At 32.4% G+C, this 19,826-nt stretch carries 16 protein-coding genes; 6 read left to right on the top strand and 10 right to left on the bottom strand.

Features of this window, described 5'->3' with window-relative positions; genetic code table 11:
- The first annotated feature begins 350 nt into the window (after nucleotides 1-350).
- Nucleotides 351-596: a ribbon-helix-helix domain-containing protein gene (locus AC51AA_RS01535; RefSeq protein WP_500703985.1), complete on the top strand. Its 246-nt coding sequence runs from the start codon at nucleotides 351-353 to the stop codon at nucleotides 594-596.
- Nucleotides 597-891: 295 nt separating this feature from the next.
- Here the strand turns inward: AC51AA_RS01535 and AC51AA_RS01530 are convergent, their stop codons facing one another.
- Complete coding sequence (locus AC51AA_RS01530; protein ID WP_500703984.1) at nucleotides 892-1,788, bottom strand: alpha/beta hydrolase family protein; 897 nt, start codon at nucleotides 1,786-1,788, stop codon at nucleotides 892-894.
- A 742-nt stretch (nucleotides 1,789-2,530) separates the two neighbouring features.
- Between AC51AA_RS01530 and AC51AA_RS01525 the strand changes: the two genes are divergently transcribed.
- Nucleotides 2,531-3,397 (top strand): DMT family transporter, encoded by an 867-nt coding sequence (locus AC51AA_RS01525; RefSeq protein WP_500703983.1) that lies wholly within the window; start codon nucleotides 2,531-2,533, stop codon nucleotides 3,395-3,397.
- Between the two features lie 111 nt (nucleotides 3,398-3,508).
- Here AC51AA_RS01525 and AC51AA_RS01520 read toward each other — a convergent pair whose 3' ends face one another.
- Complete coding sequence (locus AC51AA_RS01520) at nucleotides 3,509-4,075, bottom strand: hypothetical protein (RefSeq protein ID WP_500703982.1); 567 nt, start codon at nucleotides 4,073-4,075, stop codon at nucleotides 3,509-3,511.
- Nucleotides 4,076-4,212: 137 nt separating this feature from the next.
- Here AC51AA_RS01520 and AC51AA_RS01515 point away from each other — a divergent pair, with 137 nt between their 5' ends.
- The gene (locus AC51AA_RS01515) at nucleotides 4,213-5,106 is read left to right on the top strand and encodes a winged helix-turn-helix domain-containing protein (protein WP_500703981.1); all 894 of its coding nucleotides are present in this window, start codon (nucleotides 4,213-4,215) and stop codon (nucleotides 5,104-5,106) included.
- Nucleotides 5,107-5,340: 234 nt separating this feature from the next.
- Here AC51AA_RS01515 and AC51AA_RS01510 read toward each other — a convergent pair whose 3' ends face one another.
- From AC51AA_RS01510 to AC51AA_RS01480, 7 genes are all read right to left on the bottom strand, one after another.
- Entirely contained in the window at nucleotides 5,341-6,306 is a 966-nt protein-coding gene (locus AC51AA_RS01510; RefSeq protein ID WP_500703980.1) for a DKNYY domain-containing protein, read from the bottom strand.
- Nucleotides 6,307-6,885: 579 nt separating this feature from the next.
- Complete coding sequence (locus tag AC51AA_RS01505; protein ID WP_500703979.1) at nucleotides 6,886-8,316, bottom strand: glycosyltransferase family 2 protein; 1,431 nt, start codon at nucleotides 8,314-8,316, stop codon at nucleotides 6,886-6,888.
- 12 nt (nucleotides 8,317-8,328) lie between these two features.
- Complete coding sequence (locus AC51AA_RS01500; RefSeq protein WP_500703978.1) at nucleotides 8,329-8,970, bottom strand: hypothetical protein; 642 nt, start codon at nucleotides 8,968-8,970, stop codon at nucleotides 8,329-8,331.
- Nucleotides 8,971-9,151: 181 nt separating this feature from the next.
- Nucleotides 9,152-10,366 carry a YaiO family outer membrane beta-barrel protein gene (locus AC51AA_RS01495; RefSeq protein ID WP_500703977.1) on the bottom strand — a complete coding sequence of 405 codons (1,215 nt, stop codon included), beginning with the start codon at nucleotides 10,364-10,366 and terminating at the stop codon, nucleotides 9,152-9,154.
- Nucleotides 10,366-10,731: a response regulator transcription factor gene (locus AC51AA_RS01490; protein ID WP_500703976.1), complete on the bottom strand. Its 366-nt coding sequence runs from the start codon at nucleotides 10,729-10,731 to the stop codon at nucleotides 10,366-10,368. The genes AC51AA_RS01495 and AC51AA_RS01490 overlap by 1 nt, the downstream gene beginning before the upstream one ends.
- Before the next feature lie 77 nt (nucleotides 10,732-10,808).
- A complete protein-coding gene (locus tag AC51AA_RS01485) occupies nucleotides 10,809-12,797 on the bottom strand; it encodes a GAF domain-containing hybrid sensor histidine kinase/response regulator (protein WP_500703975.1) in 1,989 nt (662 codons plus the stop codon).
- Between the two features lie 426 nt (nucleotides 12,798-13,223).
- Nucleotides 13,224-13,643, bottom strand: coding sequence for a hypothetical protein (locus AC51AA_RS01480; protein ID WP_500703974.1), 420 nt, complete (start codon nucleotides 13,641-13,643; stop codon nucleotides 13,224-13,226).
- 493 nt (nucleotides 13,644-14,136) lie between these two features.
- Between AC51AA_RS01480 and AC51AA_RS01475 the strand changes: the two genes are divergently transcribed.
- Nucleotides 14,137-15,030, top strand: coding sequence for a hydroxypyruvate isomerase family protein (locus AC51AA_RS01475; protein ID WP_500703973.1), 894 nt, complete (start codon nucleotides 14,137-14,139; stop codon nucleotides 15,028-15,030).
- Between the two features lie 124 nt (nucleotides 15,031-15,154).
- Here the strand turns inward: AC51AA_RS01475 and AC51AA_RS01470 are convergent, their stop codons facing one another.
- On the bottom strand, nucleotides 15,155-17,167 hold the full coding sequence (locus tag AC51AA_RS01470) for a M13 family metallopeptidase (protein ID WP_500703972.1): 2,013 nt from the start codon (nucleotides 17,165-17,167) through the stop codon (nucleotides 15,155-15,157).
- Between the two features lie 394 nt (nucleotides 17,168-17,561).
- Here AC51AA_RS01470 and AC51AA_RS01465 point away from each other — a divergent pair, with 394 nt between their 5' ends.
- Complete coding sequence (locus tag AC51AA_RS01465) at nucleotides 17,562-17,717, top strand: hypothetical protein (RefSeq protein WP_500703971.1); 156 nt, start codon at nucleotides 17,562-17,564, stop codon at nucleotides 17,715-17,717.
- A gap of 345 nt (nucleotides 17,718-18,062) precedes the next feature.
- Nucleotides 18,063-19,532: a S41 family peptidase gene (locus AC51AA_RS01460; RefSeq protein ID WP_500703970.1), complete on the top strand. Its 1,470-nt coding sequence runs from the start codon at nucleotides 18,063-18,065 to the stop codon at nucleotides 19,530-19,532.
- Nucleotides 19,533-19,826: the final 294 nt, after the last annotated feature.

Below are 19,826 nucleotides of genomic sequence, written 5' to 3'. Positions count from 1 at the left end.
AATGAATATTTTAACATAAAAACCAACTCTCAAAGTGTAAAAAAATCTTATCTAATTTGAAACTCGCTTTCTCGTCTAAACATTTTCAAATCATTTATAAGTTATTACAATAACTTTATTATTTTCAATATCAAGTATACTATAATCCATCCATCTATATCCCACCAAAATAGATACCGAGGAAAAACGTCAACTATTTTGACTATTGTGGTCTCATTTTACAAATCTTTATTTTTTGCAAAATAAAACTTACCAAACAATTAAAAAAACTAGTTCATCTAGAAATATGCTTTCAAATTCAAAATTTTGGTGCAAATTTACACCAAACTACAATTATTACTATTATTATTATGACACGACAAAGTATATCATTAACTGCCCCTAATGAAGAGTGGTTAAAAAATCAGGTTAATAACGAAGAGTTTAGTAGTAAAAGTGAAGCTATTAACTATTTGATTAAACAAGCTCGTTCACAAGAAGAATACTATGAGTTTGTTAGAGCTAAAATAGATAAGGGAGAAAAAAGTGGTTTTGTAAAAAAACAAACTAAAGAAGAAATGTTAGCCGAACTTAAAAAAGATTTGCCTAATCTATAGCTATTATCTAAGTAGCGAAGCAAAAGAAGATTTAAGAAGAATTTATTATTATGGAGTTAGTAAGTTTGGCATTAATCAAGCTGATAACTATTTTAATATGTTTTATGATTTTTTTGATAAAATAGAGCGGAATCCTTTTTTATGGTAGTGTCTCACTAACTGGATAAGCGCCTTTATTAAACAATGCCCGTCTCTAAAAAGTTTTTTAAAGAGCCGCAAAAAACTCAATATTAAATTGTAATTTGCATTAAGCTACTTACCCAACTCTACTATAGTAGTTATTGTAAACCGCGCTTTATTTTACTTTAGCCTTCGCAATATTCAAAGCTTTCTGTTTAATCCATTGAATTGAAATATCAAAAGGTACTGTACTATCCCCAGAAACAGTATTGTGTCCTAATGTTGAAAACAAGGTATATTCGAAAGGCTTGCCTTGAACTTTAAATGCATTTAATTGCTCTATGCACAATTTTACGGGAATTTGAATATCTTTCTCACCAAAAAGCCAAAGCCCTGGAATTGAAAGCGTATTCAAGGAAGTTTTAGGGTCAGTAGCAGTAAATTGATATTTGTCAGGATCATTTTTAATATGCTCACGAGCATCTGATTCTGTGTGATTTTCCCAAAAATTATTGTTTCCATTAGTATAAAATTGAAATCTAAGTTGCTCTAAAGTCGTAATTGTGGGGCAACTAAATAAAATCATAAATTCTATTTGCGGATTTTTGCTTGCCGTAATTGGCATTATCCATCCTGCCTGACTGAAGCCGACTAATCCAATAGGTATTTTTTTATCATTCAGATAGGTTCTAAATATATTTACTGCCACATTTGCATCCTGAGATAATAAAGTAAGATTAGTAGTGTCAATATTATTCGTACCAACAGATGGTCCTACATATACACCACCAGATTCTCCAACTCCTCGTTTATCATATGTCAATACAGCAATACCTTCTTTAGCAAGACGTTTAGCGAACTCCATTTCTCTTTTTACAGGATCAGATCCATGAACAATTACAACTGCTGCAAATGTTTTTTTAGGCACTAAAATCGATCCTGCAAGAGTGACTCCCTGACTTTCAAACTTTACATATTGAATGGTATAGTCGGCCGATTGGGAAAATACCATTTCTGGCAAAATTATTAATAATAACCAAAGAAATAAGTTAGAAAAAAAGTTAATGCTCATTTTGGTTTAATTTAAAAATTGTTTTGAATAGTCTTACTTTGCATTGCCTACAACCTCAGTCTGTGAAAAAACTTCCCTTTGGTTAGAAACAAATATAGCAAAACAGTAGTATGATAACAGGATTTTTCGTGTTTTTAAGAATGCAACATATCACAGGTATTTACCATTTACATTTTTCTAATCTGTGATTTACTCAAATTCTTTCAATAGTTTTATAGTACAAAGCAGAGTACTTTATTTTTTTTCTTCAAACAGATTATCATAATAGTTTAAAATTAAGATGCTCATGCTATAATACTATAATAATCCTCGCAAAACTGGTTAGATATTTGAATGCTTCCCGCGCTACAAGATAAATGACCTATATTTTTATGAGATAGGTCTTCTTTTATGCCCTTTTTCTATACATAAGAAAGTTTATCTTAGAAAAATAAAGTGATTCAAAAATCCCGTTAACTTGACTAGATGGGATTCGGACCCTATCACTAAGTTAGATATATGTTGAAAACCTAATTTGCAGTTTCTATATTTTACTCTAACTTTTAAAATTATACCTAAGTCTCATTTCGTCTTTTATAATTTAAATTATATTTGCAACTATGAACAGAAAAGGCTGTCTTCCTCCACCTCGATTTTAATAGTATCTCTTGATTTAACGGAGCATACTTTCGGCAAAATTGCCGAAAGCTTTTGTATGCTTTATTGATAATATTAAAATCTGCCATAACTGGCACAAAAATTCATGAAAAATTCATATTTCTTATTACATCTTGCTGTATTTTTAGCAGGATTTACTGGCGTATTTGGCAAACTTATAACTCTAAACGAAGGTCTGTTGACATTCTATAGAGTTCTTTTTTCAACAGCTATATTATTTATTATTGTAAAATTTTTAAAAATTGGCAGGGAAATCAAGTATGTCGAAAAATTTTCCATTGGCAAAATTGGAATATTAATAACTGTCCACTGGGTATTTTTTTACGCCAGCATTAAATATTCAAATATTTCTATTGGTGTGATCTGTTATTGTCTGACAAGTTTTTTTACGGCAATTTTCAAGCCTCTGATCGACAAAACTAAATTTAAATTTACTGAGCTGCTGCTAAGTGTCCTTACACTGGTAGGGATCAGCCTTATATTCCATTTTGATGCATCTTACCAGCTAGGTATTATTCTGGGAGTGATTTCTTCAGCATTTGCAGCTCTTTATACTATTTATAATGAAAGGATGGTTCATTTGTATGACAGCAGAATCATCAATTATTATCAAATGGCTGCCGGCTCAATTATTTTGCTAATTGTAATGCCCTTGTATCTTTATTTTTTTCCAGCTGAAACTGTGTTTCCAAATATAACAGATTTTGTTTATCTTATCTTACTGTCATTATTCTGCACAGTGGGATTGTATGTTCTATTTGCCGAAGTATTAAAAAAGATCCCTGCTTTTACTGTAAACCTTACTTTTAATTTAGAGCCGATTTACGCTATTGTGATTGCTTTTACTTTTTTTAACGAAAGCCAGTCTGTAAATGCATCTTTTTATGCTGGAATATTTTTCATACTAAGTTCTGTCGCCATGCAGTCATATGTATCATTAAAAAAGAAATAAATAAAGTCTAAAATTTTAGATTCGACAAGCCCCATTTAGGGGCTTGTTATTTTACATATATTCAATAAGCAATTTGTATATATATGAAAACGTATTTCATAATTTATTTATTTAGCAACCGCCTTTGTGAGGTGCACGTTTATAAATTATTTTACTATCTAGTTCTACATAGTCACCCGATATTATTGGATATGAATACTTTGGCGCTTGCGATATGTGATGGCTTCTTATAATTATTTTGTCGTTAACTTTTAGTCTATGTAATTGCTCAAATTCATTGTTAATATTCAAAATATTCTTGCCAAGCTTTTCTGTTCCAAAAGCAAGAATATAATCCTCACCATTAATCCTGACCATCATACCAAAACCTAATCTTGAGCCTGGTGGAAGAGAAAGAGAGGTTACAACTGCGTCCATATTGGTATAATCCTTAATGGACTTGCTTATTTTAGTAACACTGGCATGCACTTTTTTACCTGCAGCAGATGCTTCCCATTTTTTGTACATTATACCATCAGGTGTAGCTTCCCATTTTTTTAATGCAGCTTTCCTTTCAGCAACAGCTAGCGCCTTTGGGATTGACTTTTTTGGAGTTTCATTTTTAATTTCACGATTGGCAAATACCACCCCGCTTACCACAACCAGCGATAAGATCAGCACATAAATGATTTTTTTCATGATCTTGTTGTTTTAATTAATAATATCGTTTTATCTCTTTTTTAAGTTTATCAAGCAAAATTACTTTACTATTTTGCTGATTGTGAGCTTAAAATTGTAAATAAAAATGTAAACTTTGTAAATAAAAACTTGACACTATGTTTAATAGCAGAAATCTCCTTTCAGGAAAACGCAAATACGTGTTCGGATTACTATTTCTCTCATTTATTTGTGTACTCTGTGCTGCTTTTAGTGGTGAGGAAAGTGATGACTTCAACTTTGCTAGAAGAGAAGTTTTGCTCCGCAGAATTGGACATGAAATACTTCTACAGTCAGGCGATAGTACATCAAGAGTGCTACCAGTGAAAAAAATTGCGGAAAATGAATATCTGATTAGTTTTGAGAATGACTTTACTTTTCAACCGGACAGTTTAATGAATACGACCAGTCGTTTTTTGGACAAAGTCCCGTTTGCAAGTAATTACATTGTTAACGTTTTGAACTGTAGCGATTCAAGTGTAGTCTATGGATATGCTATATCCGAAAACAAGAAAGATAATATTGTAGCCTGTATAGGAAGAAAGCAGCCCAAAGCCTGTTATAGGATTACTATTAAATTTAAACCAACAAGCATAAATATAGTTAATAATGGATATCTTCTGGGCAGCCTATCTTTTTTAGGATTTTTCGGTTTTATTTTTTTGAGATCTTTAAAGCCGCAAAAGACTTTATCTTACTGTGAGCATACCAATATGATCACTTTGGGCTCGGCGTTGTTTGATACGGTAAACAAGAAACTTATTGCAAATGGAAAGACAATAGACCTAACGGGAAAGGAAACCCGTTTACTGCTCATTCTTGCATTATCTCCCAACGAGATTATAGAGAAAAGCCGAATTCAAAAAGAGATATGGGAAGATGAAGGCGTTATTGTGGGACGTAGTCTAGATATGTTCATATCAAAACTTAGAAAAAAACTGGAATTTGATCCCAATATAAAAATTGTTGTTGTACGCGGCAAAGGATACAGGCTTGAAATTAGTGAACTATAAAATACAAGGTATATTTATTTACTGTAGTGCGTAATGTGACTGATATAAAAATTGGGTTTGATTCTTGAGTGTGATATACAATGACCGCTTACATTCTGGTACTACACCAGGATTGGGACTAAATTAAGCTCATTCTTTGGATTTGCCAAATCATCCCAAATACAAAACAATATTTCAATTAAGCCAATTGCCCTAATCCGTGGTAGTAGCGGTTGGTGGCAGTTATTTGATATACTATTTCACTTTCGGTTCACAGTGTATTCTTTCTGTCACTTTAAACATGTTTTTTGTTTCAGAAGGTTTTGAATAATCGTAACGGTAAAGTTTCTCCACAATGCAATTACATTTAGTATTTGTCAAAGAAACTCTGATAATTTTTGATTCTCCTGTCCAATCTAAATCTCTAATATTATTTATTATGAAACCCTTTTGTTTCAGTTTTTCTACAGTCGCAATTGTTTTATTTTTATCTTCGATATATGAAACTAAACTGTCGTAAATATCAATAAACACGATAGGTTCAGTTTCGCAGATATCTTTCTTATCAAAATCAAACGTTTTAAAATCTGTTTTTTTAAAATCATCTTCATTAATAGCCCCAAATTCATAATTGTAATTTTTATCTTTTCCTTGAAAAGAACTAGTGAATTTAAAAGTTGCTACGTCAGCTCCGTATAAAATTTTGTTGTTATTTATAATGTGTTTTTGTGTCTTACCCCAATCATCGTCAAGAGGGTCAAAATCACTGATGTCATCAAGATAGATTGTGTTTCTTCCATTAATTAGTACATTTCCTGCTTTTGCCCAAGGATATTTAATCAACTCTATTTTGTCTGGATTAACTCCTTTAATAGCACAATCATTCAAGTTGTTGTAAAATCCAAAAAAATAAGCTGAGTCTTTGTCTCTAAAAATATAGTTCCCAACAAATTTGAAAGTGTTTGGGTCAATGCTTTTGATAAGCTCTCCATTTATAAACAAGTGGTTTTTGTCTTTCCCGAATTCAAAGTCACAATCACAGTCAAAAGTTAACTTTTGAAAAGTCTTTGCGTCTCCTTGTTCAATCAATTGCTTATTCTGTCCACTTCCTTCATTCCAATATTCATAATAAACTTTGTCCCCTTCAACTTTGTAACCACGCCTACAACTTGTCAAAATTGAAATTGTCAAAACTATAATTATTACTTGTCTTATTGTCATTGTAGTATGTTTGTTATAATTACCACCAACATCAGTTTGTAAAAAAACTTCTGTTTGGTTAGAAACAAATATAGTAAAACAGTAGTGCTACAACAGGATTTTTCGTGTTTTTAAGAATATAACTTATCACTGGTATTCCTCGTCACCATCCGTATTTTTATAATTTGCAAATTGGCCAAATTCTTTCAATAGTTTTATAGTGTGGATATGCAAACTAAAAGTGCATTAAAGGTTAAGCTAATTTTTTAATTTCACTAGTTAATATATTAGTAGATTCAATTTCTTCAAATCATCTTGAAAATGGTTCGAGAATTGTCCTTTTAGAGCTACTGAGAATAATCCATCACCTTTTCGATGTTCTTTATTTTTACCATTTGACTCACCTCCTGTAATCATTGGAATTAAAGCAAAATATAATAGTTAATTTTTATAAATTATAATTAATGTTCATAATATAAGACTGTTCATGTAACATGAACAAACGAAATAAATGAACAAAAATTAATTATATATTTATTTAAACTTAACTTAAAAAAAACTTTTCCATGTTCTCTTTTAGAGTTCACGAAATTCCTATTTTTATTTCTTTGTAAAACCTTTTCTAGTCATTTCTCCCCAACCTTTTGTTCCCATAATTTTTTCTTTATAACCCATAAGGGCGGCGTATACCGTTAGAGGATGAAAATACAATGGTTCTATGAAAGCCGCTATCAAAAGTTTGAAAAAATCAGTTTGCTTTGGGTATTTATGGTAGCTACGCTCTTCACTGTAGAGAGCGATAACCGAAAACATGATAGCAAAAAAGTAAACAAATAGGACAAGCAATATGAAAAAATGCCAATTAAGTAAACCCAATAAAATAAATACAATTGTTATTACAAGACCTATAAATTCAATTCCTGGAGCCAGGAATTCAAACAATGTCCAGTAGGGTACACTAATCATGCCCAACAATTTGTATTTAGGATTCAGAAACATTGTTTTGTGTAAACTAAGTGTTTCAATTGTTCCTCTCATCCAGCGGCTACGCTGTTTCTTGAAAATTTTAAAATCTTCGGGGGCTTCTGTCCAACAAAGAGGGTCAGGTATATAACTAACCCCGTAGGGTATTTTATTCTCAAGCATATAACGGCGCATTCTCACCACAAGTTCCATATCTTCTCCCACAGTTTTTGTACTATAACCCCCAGCCAGTAAAGCGATCTCTTTGTCAAATGCACCAAACGCACCACTTATGAGTAATAACCCATCTAGCCTACTCCATGCCATTCTCCCCAAAAGAAATGCTCTTAAATATTCTAAAACCTGTATTCTGGGAAGCATCACATCCGGAATATTTACCTCAACTAGACGACCATTTTTAATAACACACTGGTTTGCTATCCTAACTACCCCACCAGTAGCGATAGTACGTTTGCCATAAGATTCCAAAAAAGGTTTTGCCAACTTAAGCAATGCGTTTTTATCCAGAATACAATCAACATCAATACAAACCACATATTGATTCTGGGCGATATTAAGCCCAACATTCAGCGCGTCGGCTTTACCTCCATTTTCCTTATCCACTACGATCAGTTTTTTGAAAGCAGCATTTCTGGAAACATAAATACTTTTAACCTTTTTTGTTGTTATTTTTGGATGAATATTAAGTTCTGTCACAACAAGATCGTAGGTTTTAACCAGGATTTCCATAGAATTATCCTTGCTTCCATCGTTCACCACAATAACCTGATAATTATTATAATTAAGGGAAAGTAGCGATTTTACATTTTCTTCAATAGTAAAGCCCTCATTATAAGCAGGAGCAATTAGGGAAAGGCTTGGCGCAAATTCACTTGTAAGAAGCACATCATAATCAACAAAACTATTCTTTTTGAGATATTCCCTAAGCTCTCTAGTAGAAAGATAGGCTAATATAAGATAAGAAGACATAATCAGTACCGCATAACCAATGATAAGCAATAGATACCCCTCAAAAAACAATGATAGTTCGGTAGTAAAAAAAGTCATTCGTTTATTCTATTAAACGGTTAATATCTGTAGTACGTTTTGTGCTTCGTACTTTATTAATGTATCTGGAGTATTGGCTACTAACTTTGTTACATAAGGAATTTTTTGTGTCAATTTAAGCTCTTTAATAAGCTTTAATCCCAATGCAATCACAGTTGTATTCTGAGATTCAAGCAATAATTCAACTCCTTTAGTATCGCCAATATCATGCTTTTTGAAAGCATTTATTATATTTATCTGAGTCCACTCATCTATAGGATAAGGATGCGCTGTGAGATATGCCATACTTTTTGCACCTGCTAATTTAATAGAGGCATTTATGGCTGTAATTTTTAAAATTTTATTTCGTGCTTTTGATGCATTTAATATTATGTCTAAAGCTTCAATACATTTCATTTCGGCAAGTTCAGTAATTCCCTTACATTTTACTTCCCATTTCAGGCTTTTAAGTTTTTTAAAGGAGTCATCTATTAATCCTGAATCTTTATAAAATTGCTCCAACTTTTGTGCATAATTCCCTTCGTAGTTTTTATGAAGATTCATAATAGAGTCGATCATAAGTTGTTTGAAAAAAGTATTATAAAAAAGCTTGCTAAAATTTTCATCCTTTTTTATTTCTGAAAAAGGCGTCCCAAGAAAAACTACTGAAGACATTAAATTTTCAATAACTTTATTGTATTGGGTAACAAACCTGTTTCTTCTAATGTTTCTACTTCGACTAATAATAATCAAGAGATAAAGAATAAATGAAGTTAGTATAAACACGCATATTGACAGCGTTAGAAATGGCTCTATCCAGGTTCCGCTCTTATAAAATTCCCATAATTTCATAATATCAGAAGCGTTTAGTTAGGATTACCTGAAAATTAAATCTATTTCTGTATTGATCAGGTACATATTCTTCATACTCATAAAGAAAAATAGGTCTGACAAAAAAAGAATCCCCTAAACGATGTTGATATTGTACACCGACTCTGTAAGACTTTAGAGGCTGTGTAAGACTATTATAAAGATAAAGGTATGGGACATTTCCATATTGCAGCTCTAACCTTATGATCCTTTCTTTTTCTTCATTTGTATTCTGAAAGCTCAAAACATGAGAAAATAACTCATTTCTTGTATCGTAATAAGGTCTATAGGCAATCGTATTGGCTCCAATATGATATGCCATCTGCCCCGTTAGCAAGGTTACGTCTCCTGTTTCAAAATGCATATACCTCACACCCAAGGCATAATCAAATATTTTATGCGGAACAAAATAATATTCAACACCAGCTTTTGCTACAGGAAATACAGTCTCTCCAGTTGAAAAACCTCCATTTACATATAAATAGTTTTTTTTTGAAAAAGTTTGATAATAATCTGCTTCAAACAACATTTGTGTACCGCCATTTACATGCCCTACATTAGCACGCCCAACAAGTGCTGATTTAGTATACTTATGAGAATATTCAACATAACCATAATGCAATGGCGATTGTCCGGGCTCAGATGTAGAAATATTTAAATAAGAAACCGATATTGCATCTTTTGCCTTCCTGCCAATAAGTGTTCGAAATCCTCTAAAGGCCTGAGTGCTGTTATCCGTAATGGATACTTTTTCTATAATAGCCAATGCTTCTTTATCACGATTGAGTTTTTCAAGACAATTTACTTTAATCTTTAAAACATCAAGCGAATTTGGTTCAATAACTAAATAGCGATCGCAATAATTAATACATCTATCAAATTGTTCCGACCAAAAATAAGTATTAATAATGGCCAATAAAGCATCAGGGCTAGGATTAGTCCGGTCTGCCATGGGCAATAATATTTTTATGGAGGTATTGTAGTCTTTTTTCCAACTGTAAATGCGTCCCGTGTAAACTTTTATTTCTTCATTCTCAGGAAACTTTGCACTCAATGGTTCAATTAACGATAGAGCAGTATCATAGTTGCCTTTTTCAACTTCACTTTTTGAGCGAGCAATGACTTCATCAATGTTAATATCCTGTCCAAATACAAGAGGCGAAATAAAGAGGCATCCAATTATATAATATAGAAACTTCATTAAACGTGTGTTTTTAGTAATTTATTAATTCTCACTAAAAGCACCGCTGGACTAATAGGTTTGGCAATAAATTCGTTTGCACCAATATCGAATGAATCCAATTCAGTTTGTTCTACCCCTGACGAAGTAAATATAATGATTGGAATATCAGACCCTATCGTTTTTCTAACATATTGTGTGATTTCCATACCGCTTATTCCTGGCATGTTGATATCTGTCAGGATCAAGTCGTAATTATTTGTTTCAATTGCGTCTAAAGCTTCTTTTCCATCAGAAAACTGATCAACAGTAAACCCCTTAGACTCTAAGAAAAAGGACAATGATTTACGTAGCATATCATTATCCTCAGATAAAATGATTCTCATAGGTTATTTAATTTTGAGGCAGATTTAATTTTATAAATTTTGGATTTAACGTAAAGCTAGAGTATATTTCTCTTTTATCATAGCTCATTTAGAATTTTAACTACCTCAGTAATTCCACAATTTAATATATTTATCTGATCTTCAGCTTTGGCAGTAAACTGCCCCAGTCTAGCTTCATCCTCAATAATAGACAAACCATTACTAAGATCGTTAAGCATAAATATATCTAAGCTAGACTTCATATTATGTACCAGTTTCTTTACTTTATCGCTGTTGTTACCATTAAATGCTTCTTCTAATTGTACAAATTCAATGGGGATTTTTTCTATAAAAAGAGTTACCATTTCTTTTTTAAACTCTGGATCACCACATGCCATCTCATCTAAATAAGAAAAATCTATTTTTCTTTTCTTTAGAGCGTTGACATCTTTCTTCATCACAGTTTTAATAGCCTGTAAAAGCCTTGCTTGCTTAAACGGTTTTGATACATAATCATCCATTCCGGCATCAAAACAACGTTCCTGCTCGCCCACAAGAGAGTGTGCTGTCATAGCAATAATTGGAATGGTTAGATTCATTTCATTCCGTATAAATTCTGTAGTTTGATAACCATCTTTAAAAGGCATTTGAAGATCCATTAGAACAAGATCATAGTTGTTTTTCGATAAAAATTCTATTCCTGCTTCACCATTTTCGGCAATATCCAATTCAAAACCAAAATTATGAATAACGCTCCTGACCAATTTCTGGTTTAGAAAGTTGTCTTCACAAAGAAGTATTTTAAGTTTACCCAATTTCTCTTCGGAAAATGTATCATCTTTTGTTTCAGTCAATTTTACTTTTTTATAATTAAACACAAAGAAAAATTCTGAACCTCTACCCTCTTTACTTTTTACCTGAATTTCAGCATCATGCAATTTAACTAATTGCTTAACAATGTTCAGACCAAGTCCTGTACCGCCAAATCTTCTCGTGGTGCTTTCTTCCGCCTGCTTAAATCGTTCAAAAATAGTTACAAGCTTATCCTCAGGTACACCGATACCAGTATCTTTAACTGAAAATCGGAGCGAATAATGATCATCTGTTTCTTCTACCAATTTTACAGAGACCGTTACTTCACCTTCTTCTGTAAATTTGAGTGCATTCCCTGTAAGATTCACTATTATCTGGTTTAATCTTCCCTGATCACCAACTACAATGTCAGGCATATCCGCATCTAGAAAAAGATTAAATTCAATCCCTTTCGGAACCTTTACTTTTAATAACTTATAAATATGTTTTAGGGTCTTTTTTAAACTGAATGGCTGCGCTTCAATAACCAAATTTCCTGATTCGATTTTCGAAAGATCTAAAATATCATTCACTATCAAAAGCAGATTTTCTCCTGCTATTTGAACACTGCCAATATAATCCTGCTGAATAGAATCTAGCTTGGTCTGAACCAGAAGGTCTGTAAAACCAATTATGGCATTTAAAGGAGTTCTGATTTCATGACTCATATTGGCTAAGAAATTATCTTTTGCCAACACTGCCCTTTCGGCAATTTTCTTCTGTGCGTCTAGTTCAATATTTTTTGTTCTTAATTCTAACTGGTTTATTACGTGTTTTGCAACTATTGATAGTGCATTGCGTTGATTATCATTAAGTTCTTTACAAACATGATCTATTGCACAAATAGTCCCTATATTATAACCGTCGGGAGTTGTTAGCGGAATTCCTGCGTAGAATCTTACCTTAAACCCACCAGTAACGTTGGGATCATCTTTAAATCGTTCGTTTAAATAGGTATCCGGTATTTCAACCATATGCGAATTCATAATGGTGTACCTGCAAAAAGAAATTTCCCTTGGTACCTCCGATACGCCTATTCCAATTTCAGATTTAAACCACTGTCGGCTCTCATCTATGAAAGAAATATGGGCGATTGGTACACCGCAGATATAAGAAACGAGTTTAGTTGCATCATCAAATGCATTTTCAGGTAAGCTGTCAAGGATATTATAACGTTTTAATGCTGCTAGACGCGCTAGTTCATTATGTGGTATAGGTTCTTCTGTGTTATTCATTAGATTAAGAAGTAAAAGGTATAAATATAAAAAAATCAAATAAAACTTTATCAAAAAATTTAATTATGATAATTCAGTGTAAAGAAAAACAAGTTAAGTTTTAGTGACAAATATTTCTAAATGGGATTTCATACCTACCATCACTAACTCTGGAACACGAGATAGTATTTGTGCTCATTTTAGTTCTTTTAAGACGATATTAAAACAAAAAAAAATGAGCATTACTGTTCATCTTAAACTTATTTCTTACGAATATTTATTCTATTTGAACATATTAGAAATGCAAAATCATATATCCCTAACTCTGAGACACTACCGGATTAAGGAAGCCAAAATTTTCGGTTAAACACTAATTTTCCAAGTGCAAAACCTCCTTTAAATTAAGACTAAACCCGCCACATCATCAAACAGCAGTTAGCGAATGTCTTATTTACTACTTGTTATCTCAAAACTATTTGGGAAATTTTCTTTTTTTACGAAAAGCAACGGGATTAATGGAATAAAAATTAAAGGTAATATTACTTTTTTCGCAATTACCAATTGGATAATTAATCCTGTAATTGCAATTCCAACCATAATTGCTAAACTTAATTTATATGTTACACTTGCATTAATCGTAAAAGTTACATCTTGACCCTTTTTCATATTTATCTCTTTTACAATTGTAGTATTTTCATTTTTAATCTTGATAATATTTCTTCCGCTTTCTGCCCTAAATATTTGTTTGCTATTTACATAATCAAGTTCAGCTTTAGAATCATTATTTAAGAGTATTTCATACTTATTCCTTTTATTATAAACTCCAGTACTTTTAGACATTCTTACTATAATTTTACTTTCTGCCATTTTTACAACATTTAGGTTTTATTATTTTTGGTAAAGTTTCTTTTTATACATTTTTTTCTATAAACGCCTTTTTTTAAGATAATCTCTAACGTGTTGCCCCTTTTCAGTTCGGTTTTTCTTTTAGTTTCCTTTGATACTCTTCGAACGATAAAATAGTCCCGATTTCAACTTTAAATGGTGCTTCTAAATATACCAAAATTCGCTTAATTTCGCCTATAATCACTGTCGGATAAACACAGATACCCTTGATTTTCGACAAAACCAGACAGAGCCATCCAAATTTGGGTAGATATGTGTAATAAATATCACACATTATTTATTTCCAAATATATAATTTTTTCATTATTATTGTAAGTCATTGATAATTAAATCATCAATAATAACAAGGGGATTATTTTAATATTTTGTAAATGGAAAGAAGAGAAGCATTTTCAATTAATACGTATTAAAAAGACATTCGTAAATAGCAATACTGACTTAAAAAAACAAAAAAATGAGTGTAACTTTTGATAGAAGAACTGCCATAAAAAGTATTATTGCAGGAACTGTGGCTTTTGGAATCCCGCAAGATTTATTGGCTTTGGCCAATCCTCAAGAAGAAATTAACTTAAATTCGAATACGTTGAAGGGAAAAATTAATCATTCGGTAGCCCGTTGGTGCTTTAGCGATTTTGATATTGAAACGCTCTGCCTGGAAGCTACAAAAATTGGAATTACCGGCATTGATCTGGTTGGTCCTAAAGAGTGGCCAATATTAAAAAAATACAACCTTGTTTCCACTATGTGTAATGGTGCCGAACTAAATCTTGCGGATGGCTTCAATGATACGAAATTTCATGAGCAACTGATTAAAAATTATACAGAAATGATTCCAATCGTTGCTAAAGCTGGTTATAAAAACCTAATTTGTTTTAGCGGAAACAAAAGAGAAAAAACAGATGAAGAAGGTTGGAATAATTGTGTGCTTGGTCTTCAAAAATTAATTCCTTTAGCAGAAAAACATCAGGTGACCTTAGTAATGGAATTACTAAACAGTAAAATTGACCACAAGGATTATCAATGTGATAAAACATCTTGGGGAGTTGAATTAGCAAAACGAATCAATTCGGAAAATTTCAAACTGCTTTATGATATTTACCATATGCAAATCGATGAAGGAGATGTAATTAGAACGATCAAAGAAAATCACAAATACATTGCACATTATCATACTGGCGGAGTTCCTGGACGTAATGAAATTGACGAAACACAAGAACTTAATTACGGTACCATAATGAAAGCTATTGCCGATACTGGTTTTACTGGTTTTGTTGGGCAAGAATTTATTCCAAAACAAAAAAACAAAATAGCCTCTTTAAAAAAGGCAATTGAGATTTGTGATATTTAATAAACATATAAAGTTAGGAGGCTTTTATAAAATTTACAATTTCTAAGAAACCAAAAAAAGATGCGCAAAGGTCACAGCGACATTTGCGCATCTTTTCATGGAAACACTTCGGAGCGCTAGGCCACTACCAAATTGTTATTCTGTCTTTCTTGGGCAAAAACATTTTATCTCCAGCTTGTACATTAAATGCTTCGTAAAACGGTGTAGTATTCATTAGAGGACCATTAACACGCCAATTTGGTGGAGAATGTGGATTATTGTTAATCCACAAACGCAGGTACTCGTCTTTCATTTTTACTTTCCATATTTTGGCTAAAGAGATAAAAAAGCGTTGATCTGGAGTAAAACCGTCAATTTTGGTGTTCCCCTGTCCTTCTTTGGTCATTTTAAAAGCATCATAGGCAACTGCTATTCCAGCAATATCTGCCGTATTTTCGCCAACTGTCATAGCGCCATTAATGTGTAAATCGCCTAAAACGGTATAGGTACTGTACAAATTAATAACCTGTTGTATTCTTGACTTAAACTTTGCATAATCCTCTTTTGTCCACCAGTTTTTTAAGTTGCCATCCTTATCATATTGAGCACCTTGATCATCAAAAGTATGGGTTATTTCGTGACCTATAACCATTCCAATTCCTCCATAGTTAAGTGCATCATCTGCATTGTTATCAAAATATGGGGGTTGTAAAATACCTGCAGGAAAAACAATTTCATTTGCAGTAGGGTTATTATATGCGGTAACTGTTGGAGGTGTAGTATACCATTCTGATTTATCGACTGGCTTGCCCAATTTTGCCAATTGAAATTGATACGCAGCTGTAGCGGCCGAAACCATATTCTCAAAATAGGTATCCCTAGCTATACGTACATTGCTATAATCTTTCCATTTATCTGGATATCCTATTTTTTTAGTAATGGCGAACAATTTTTCTTTAGCTTTTTGTTTGGTACTAGGACTCATCCATTCCAATTTATCAATTCTTTTTGCATAGGCTTTTTGCACATTATTCACCAAGATTAACATCCTTTTTTTGGCATCTTCTGAAAAATATTTCTTCACATATAGTTCACCTAACGCTTCGCCTAAGTAATTGTCAACGACATTAGCCATTTTTTCGCCACGTGATTTTTGAACAGCTTGACCGGAAAGTACTTTGGTATACTCAAATGCGGCATCTACAAAAGGTTTACTCAAATCATCTGCATATCTTTCTATCGAATTTGCTTTCAAGTAAATTTTCCAATTAGCAATAGGGATGCTTTTTAAGAGCTTATTAAGGGCGTCATAATAGGCAGGTTGGCTTACATTAATGAAATCGGTTTGAGCACCTAAATTATTTAAAAAACTAGTCCAGTCTATGTTGGGATGTCTTTTTACAAGATCACTCACAGCCATTTTATTATAATTTGCTTGCACATCCCGAAGTTCCACTTTTGTTTTATGCGAAACGGCGAGTTGTTTGTCCATATCGTAAACCAAATTAGCATTCTTTTTAGCCTCTTTGGCATTGCTCCCTGTTTGTTGAAATAATGTCGCTATGTATTTTTTGTACGATTCCTGTATGGCAACAGTTGATGAATCTGATTTGAAATAATAGTCCCTGTCAGGCAAACCTATACCCGTTTGATAGATTTGAGCAATGTTCATACTGCTGTTTTTATCATCGGGTGACACTCCAAAACCTATAATAGAAGAATTGTTCACTTTTACTTCATTAACTACAAAGTTCATTAAGGACGGTAAATCGCTAATGGCTTCTATTTTGGCAAGTAGGGGTTTGATAGGTGCATAACCGCGTTTGTCAATGGTTACAGTATCCATACCTGATGCATAAAAGTCTCCTACCTTTTGTGCTATACTTCCTGCTGGATTCTTACTTTGCGAAATACTGTCCAATATTCCTTGTAGGCGCATTCGTTGTGGGTAATTCATAAACATATAAACACCAACTCCAGCTTGAGATGCCGGTATTGGTACAGAATCGTACCATTTTCCATTTACATATTTAAAAAAATCATCACCAGGTCGCAATGTGGAATCTATTCCAGTGATCGCACTATTTTTTTTTCCTTGATGTTTTGAGCAGGCTGTAAAAGCTAAGAATGCAATGAAGAGCATTAATGAATTTTTCATAATCTAGATGATTTCTATTAAAATGAACTGAAAGACTTTGAAGCCAGATATTTTAAAATGTATGTGCTTGGCATCGTTAATTTTAGCAGAACAATATACAAATTCAGTTTTAAATTCTAAAGTTTATGTTAGAATTACTACTTAAAAAAGTCAGAATTATAAGTCGTTATTTATCGTTAATATAGTAATCTAGCTTAACGTTCTGTGACTACGGCGACTTTAAGGCTTAATTAATCCCCTTATTTGGACTTGACAAATCAATTGTGCTAGCTAGTATAGATCTTTATTATTGCTTTGTTTTTTCTTCAAAACTGACGTTGAAAAAGGCCAAACTAATCCGTAGAAAATAGAAATGTATTTTTTTTATGTAATTTTGGAAATATAAATAATCTAAATGAACTTAATAGAAAATCATACTAAAGACAAAGTAAACTTATGTAAAACACACAAAGTAAAGTCTTTGTATGCATTTGGTTCGATTTTAATAGACCAACTCAATAATAAAAATGACGTACACCTAATTGTAGATTTTGAAAAATTAGATCTATAGCAAAATTGAGATCTTAAATTCAAGAAAAATTGTTGACTTTAGAAAGATATCTTAACAATCAGGAGTCCTTAAAAATAGATTTCAATAATATGATGGACTTTGGATTAAACTCTAAAAAAGTAGACCTATTACTATTTTTTTTTAATGCAAATAACATTAAACAATAGTAGCTTAAAGTCTCAAATTTAGCGTTCATCATAAATTAATTATGTCCAGATCTGCTCTCATAATTGTATAACCTATACCTAAGTGTTTATGAATAATAAAAATCTGATATCCATTTTTACAATCCTATTGTTCTTTTTCTTGTCCTGTAAAATTCAGGCACAAAGTTTTGATCAGGACATGAAGGATAGCATAATGCTGTACAATAAAATGCTTTCAAAAAAACAGCTGCAAAAGGATCTTAAAGTACTTCTTAGCATACACGAAAAAGCAAATTCCGGCTTATACCAATATCACTCTAAAAAACAAATAGACAGCCTTTACAACACGACCATTAAAAGTATTAAAAAGCCTCTGAGCGTTATCGAATTTTACAAAATACTACTACACCTGGCCGATTATGAAGGAAGTGTACATAACTATACCATCCCTGATCTTGATTTAATACATTTTCTGAATCGACAAAAATCATTTTTCCCTTATCCACTTATCTATATTAACGGGCAAATTATTTTCGATGGTCAATCATCGGATATACCAGCCGGTTCGAGGATAAAAAGTATAAACGGCGTAAATGATGTACAATTGATGCGATCTTTTTATAAATATTATACCGCAGATGGTTATACCATTACAGAAAAGTTATCGTCAAGTGTAGATAAATCATTTGGGATAAACTATCTGCTAGAATATGGTCTTTGTAATGAATTCATTATAGAATACCACTCACCAAAATCTACATCTCTTGAAAAAAAGATACTTCCTGCGGTAAGCCTGTCTCAAAGAGAAACAAACATTAAAAATAGATTTAGTGCTCCCGTTTCTGATTTGATAGATTTCAAAAAGCAGCCTCCATATAGCTTTCAGATGCTTAATCCGACTATAGGTTTGTTAAATCTAAGATGGTTTGGTATGGCATACGGATCGGACGATCCTAAGTTCGAAACGTATGTTCAATTTTTAGATAGCGTTTTTAGCGGGCTGGATAAAAACAAGATTCCTAATCTGGTAATTGATGTTAGAAATAATCCTGGAGGCAGTGATCCTAACTTTGAACAGCCTGTAATGTATCTTACGGATAAACCTTTCAAAGAAAATGTAAAGGCTACTATAATCTTTGATCCCAACTTTTTACCTTTCGAAAAATATTTCTGGGGTGTTTCAACATCGCAACCAATGGATAGTCTTTCCATAAAAAAGGGAAAAGAATACCTAAAAGATGTGTATCCGGTTTTCAAAAACAATATAAGCCTGCAAAATCAAAAATACAATCCGGTTTATCATCCTAAGTCACCTGTTTTTAAAGGCAATCTGTATCTTTTGATTAATGAAAATGTAGCATCAGCTGCTTCACATTTTGCTTCTCTGGTAAAAGGGTATGTTCAAAATGTTACCATAGTTGGTGTAGAGACCGCTGGCGGCTACTATGTTCACAATGGACATTCACCACTAGTCTATGAGCTTCCCAATTCAAAGATAAAAACGCAATTTTCAATTGTAAATCTAGTACAAGACGCACCCAAAAAGGATAATCAACCAGAAGGTCATGGTATTATACCAGACCATGAAGTATGGCCCTCTTTAGATGATTACTTCCAACATAAGGATACGCAAATGGAATTTACCCTTAAACTTATAAAAGTAAAATAATTTCGTTTTTTTTACTTTCCACAACCAATAGAAAGCTTCAGAGAAATCTGGAGCTTTTTTGTTAATTTGATTTTACATAACAATGTCTGATTCAGATTGCGGGTTCAAGTCAGAAGACATCCACACTGCCTGCATAAGAATGCATTGGGAAGCGGGTTATTTTAGTTAATCATTTCTTAATCCCTTAAGAAAGTTCAGCAGTATTACTATAAATTCGCCTTACAAATTCGTATGAAATAAGCTATGTTTTAAAAAATGACTCATTACTGTGATATCCCAAAATAAATTTTAAAC

Source organism: Flavobacterium sp. OHVDL-2026-0007 (assembly GCF_059882335.1).
This window is presented reverse-complemented; position numbering and strand designations above follow the sequence as displayed.

Coding starts and splice junctions, on each gene's coding strand:
- AC51AA_RS01535 (WP_500703985.1), top strand. CDS start 351: ATGACACGACAAAGTATATCATTAACTGCCCCTAATGAAGAGTGGTTA.
- AC51AA_RS01530 (WP_500703984.1), bottom strand. CDS start 1,788: ATGAGCATTAACTTTTTTTCTAACTTATTTCTTTGGTTATTATTAATA.
- AC51AA_RS01525 (WP_500703983.1), top strand. CDS start 2,531: ATGAAAAATTCATATTTCTTATTACATCTTGCTGTATTTTTAGCAGGA.
- AC51AA_RS01520 (WP_500703982.1), bottom strand. CDS start 4,075: ATGAAAAAAATCATTTATGTGCTGATCTTATCGCTGGTTGTGGTAAGC.
- AC51AA_RS01515 (WP_500703981.1), top strand. CDS start 4,213: ATGTTTAATAGCAGAAATCTCCTTTCAGGAAAACGCAAATACGTGTTC.
- AC51AA_RS01510 (WP_500703980.1), bottom strand. CDS start 6,306: ATGACAATAAGACAAGTAATAATTATAGTTTTGACAATTTCAATTTTG.
- AC51AA_RS01505 (WP_500703979.1), bottom strand. CDS start 8,316: ATGACTTTTTTTACTACCGAACTATCATTGTTTTTTGAGGGGTATCTA.
- AC51AA_RS01500 (WP_500703978.1), bottom strand. CDS start 8,970: ATGTCTTCAGTAGTTTTTCTTGGGACGCCTTTTTCAGAAATAAAAAAG.
- AC51AA_RS01495 (WP_500703977.1), bottom strand. CDS start 10,366: ATGAAGTTTCTATATTATATAATTGGATGCCTCTTTATTTCGCCTCTT.
- AC51AA_RS01490 (WP_500703976.1), bottom strand. CDS start 10,731: ATGAGAATCATTTTATCTGAGGATAATGATATGCTACGTAAATCATTG.
- AC51AA_RS01485 (WP_500703975.1), bottom strand. CDS start 12,797: ATGAATAACACAGAAGAACCTATACCACATAATGAACTAGCGCGTCTA.
- AC51AA_RS01480 (WP_500703974.1), bottom strand. CDS start 13,643: ATGGCAGAAAGTAAAATTATAGTAAGAATGTCTAAAAGTACTGGAGTT.
- AC51AA_RS01475 (WP_500703973.1), top strand. CDS start 14,137: ATGAGTGTAACTTTTGATAGAAGAACTGCCATAAAAAGTATTATTGCA.
- AC51AA_RS01470 (WP_500703972.1), bottom strand. CDS start 17,167: ATGAAAAATTCATTAATGCTCTTCATTGCATTCTTAGCTTTTACAGCC.
- AC51AA_RS01465 (WP_500703971.1), top strand. CDS start 17,562: ATGAACTTAATAGAAAATCATACTAAAGACAAAGTAAACTTATGTAAA.
- AC51AA_RS01460 (WP_500703970.1), top strand. CDS start 18,063: ATGAAGGATAGCATAATGCTGTACAATAAAATGCTTTCAAAAAAACAG.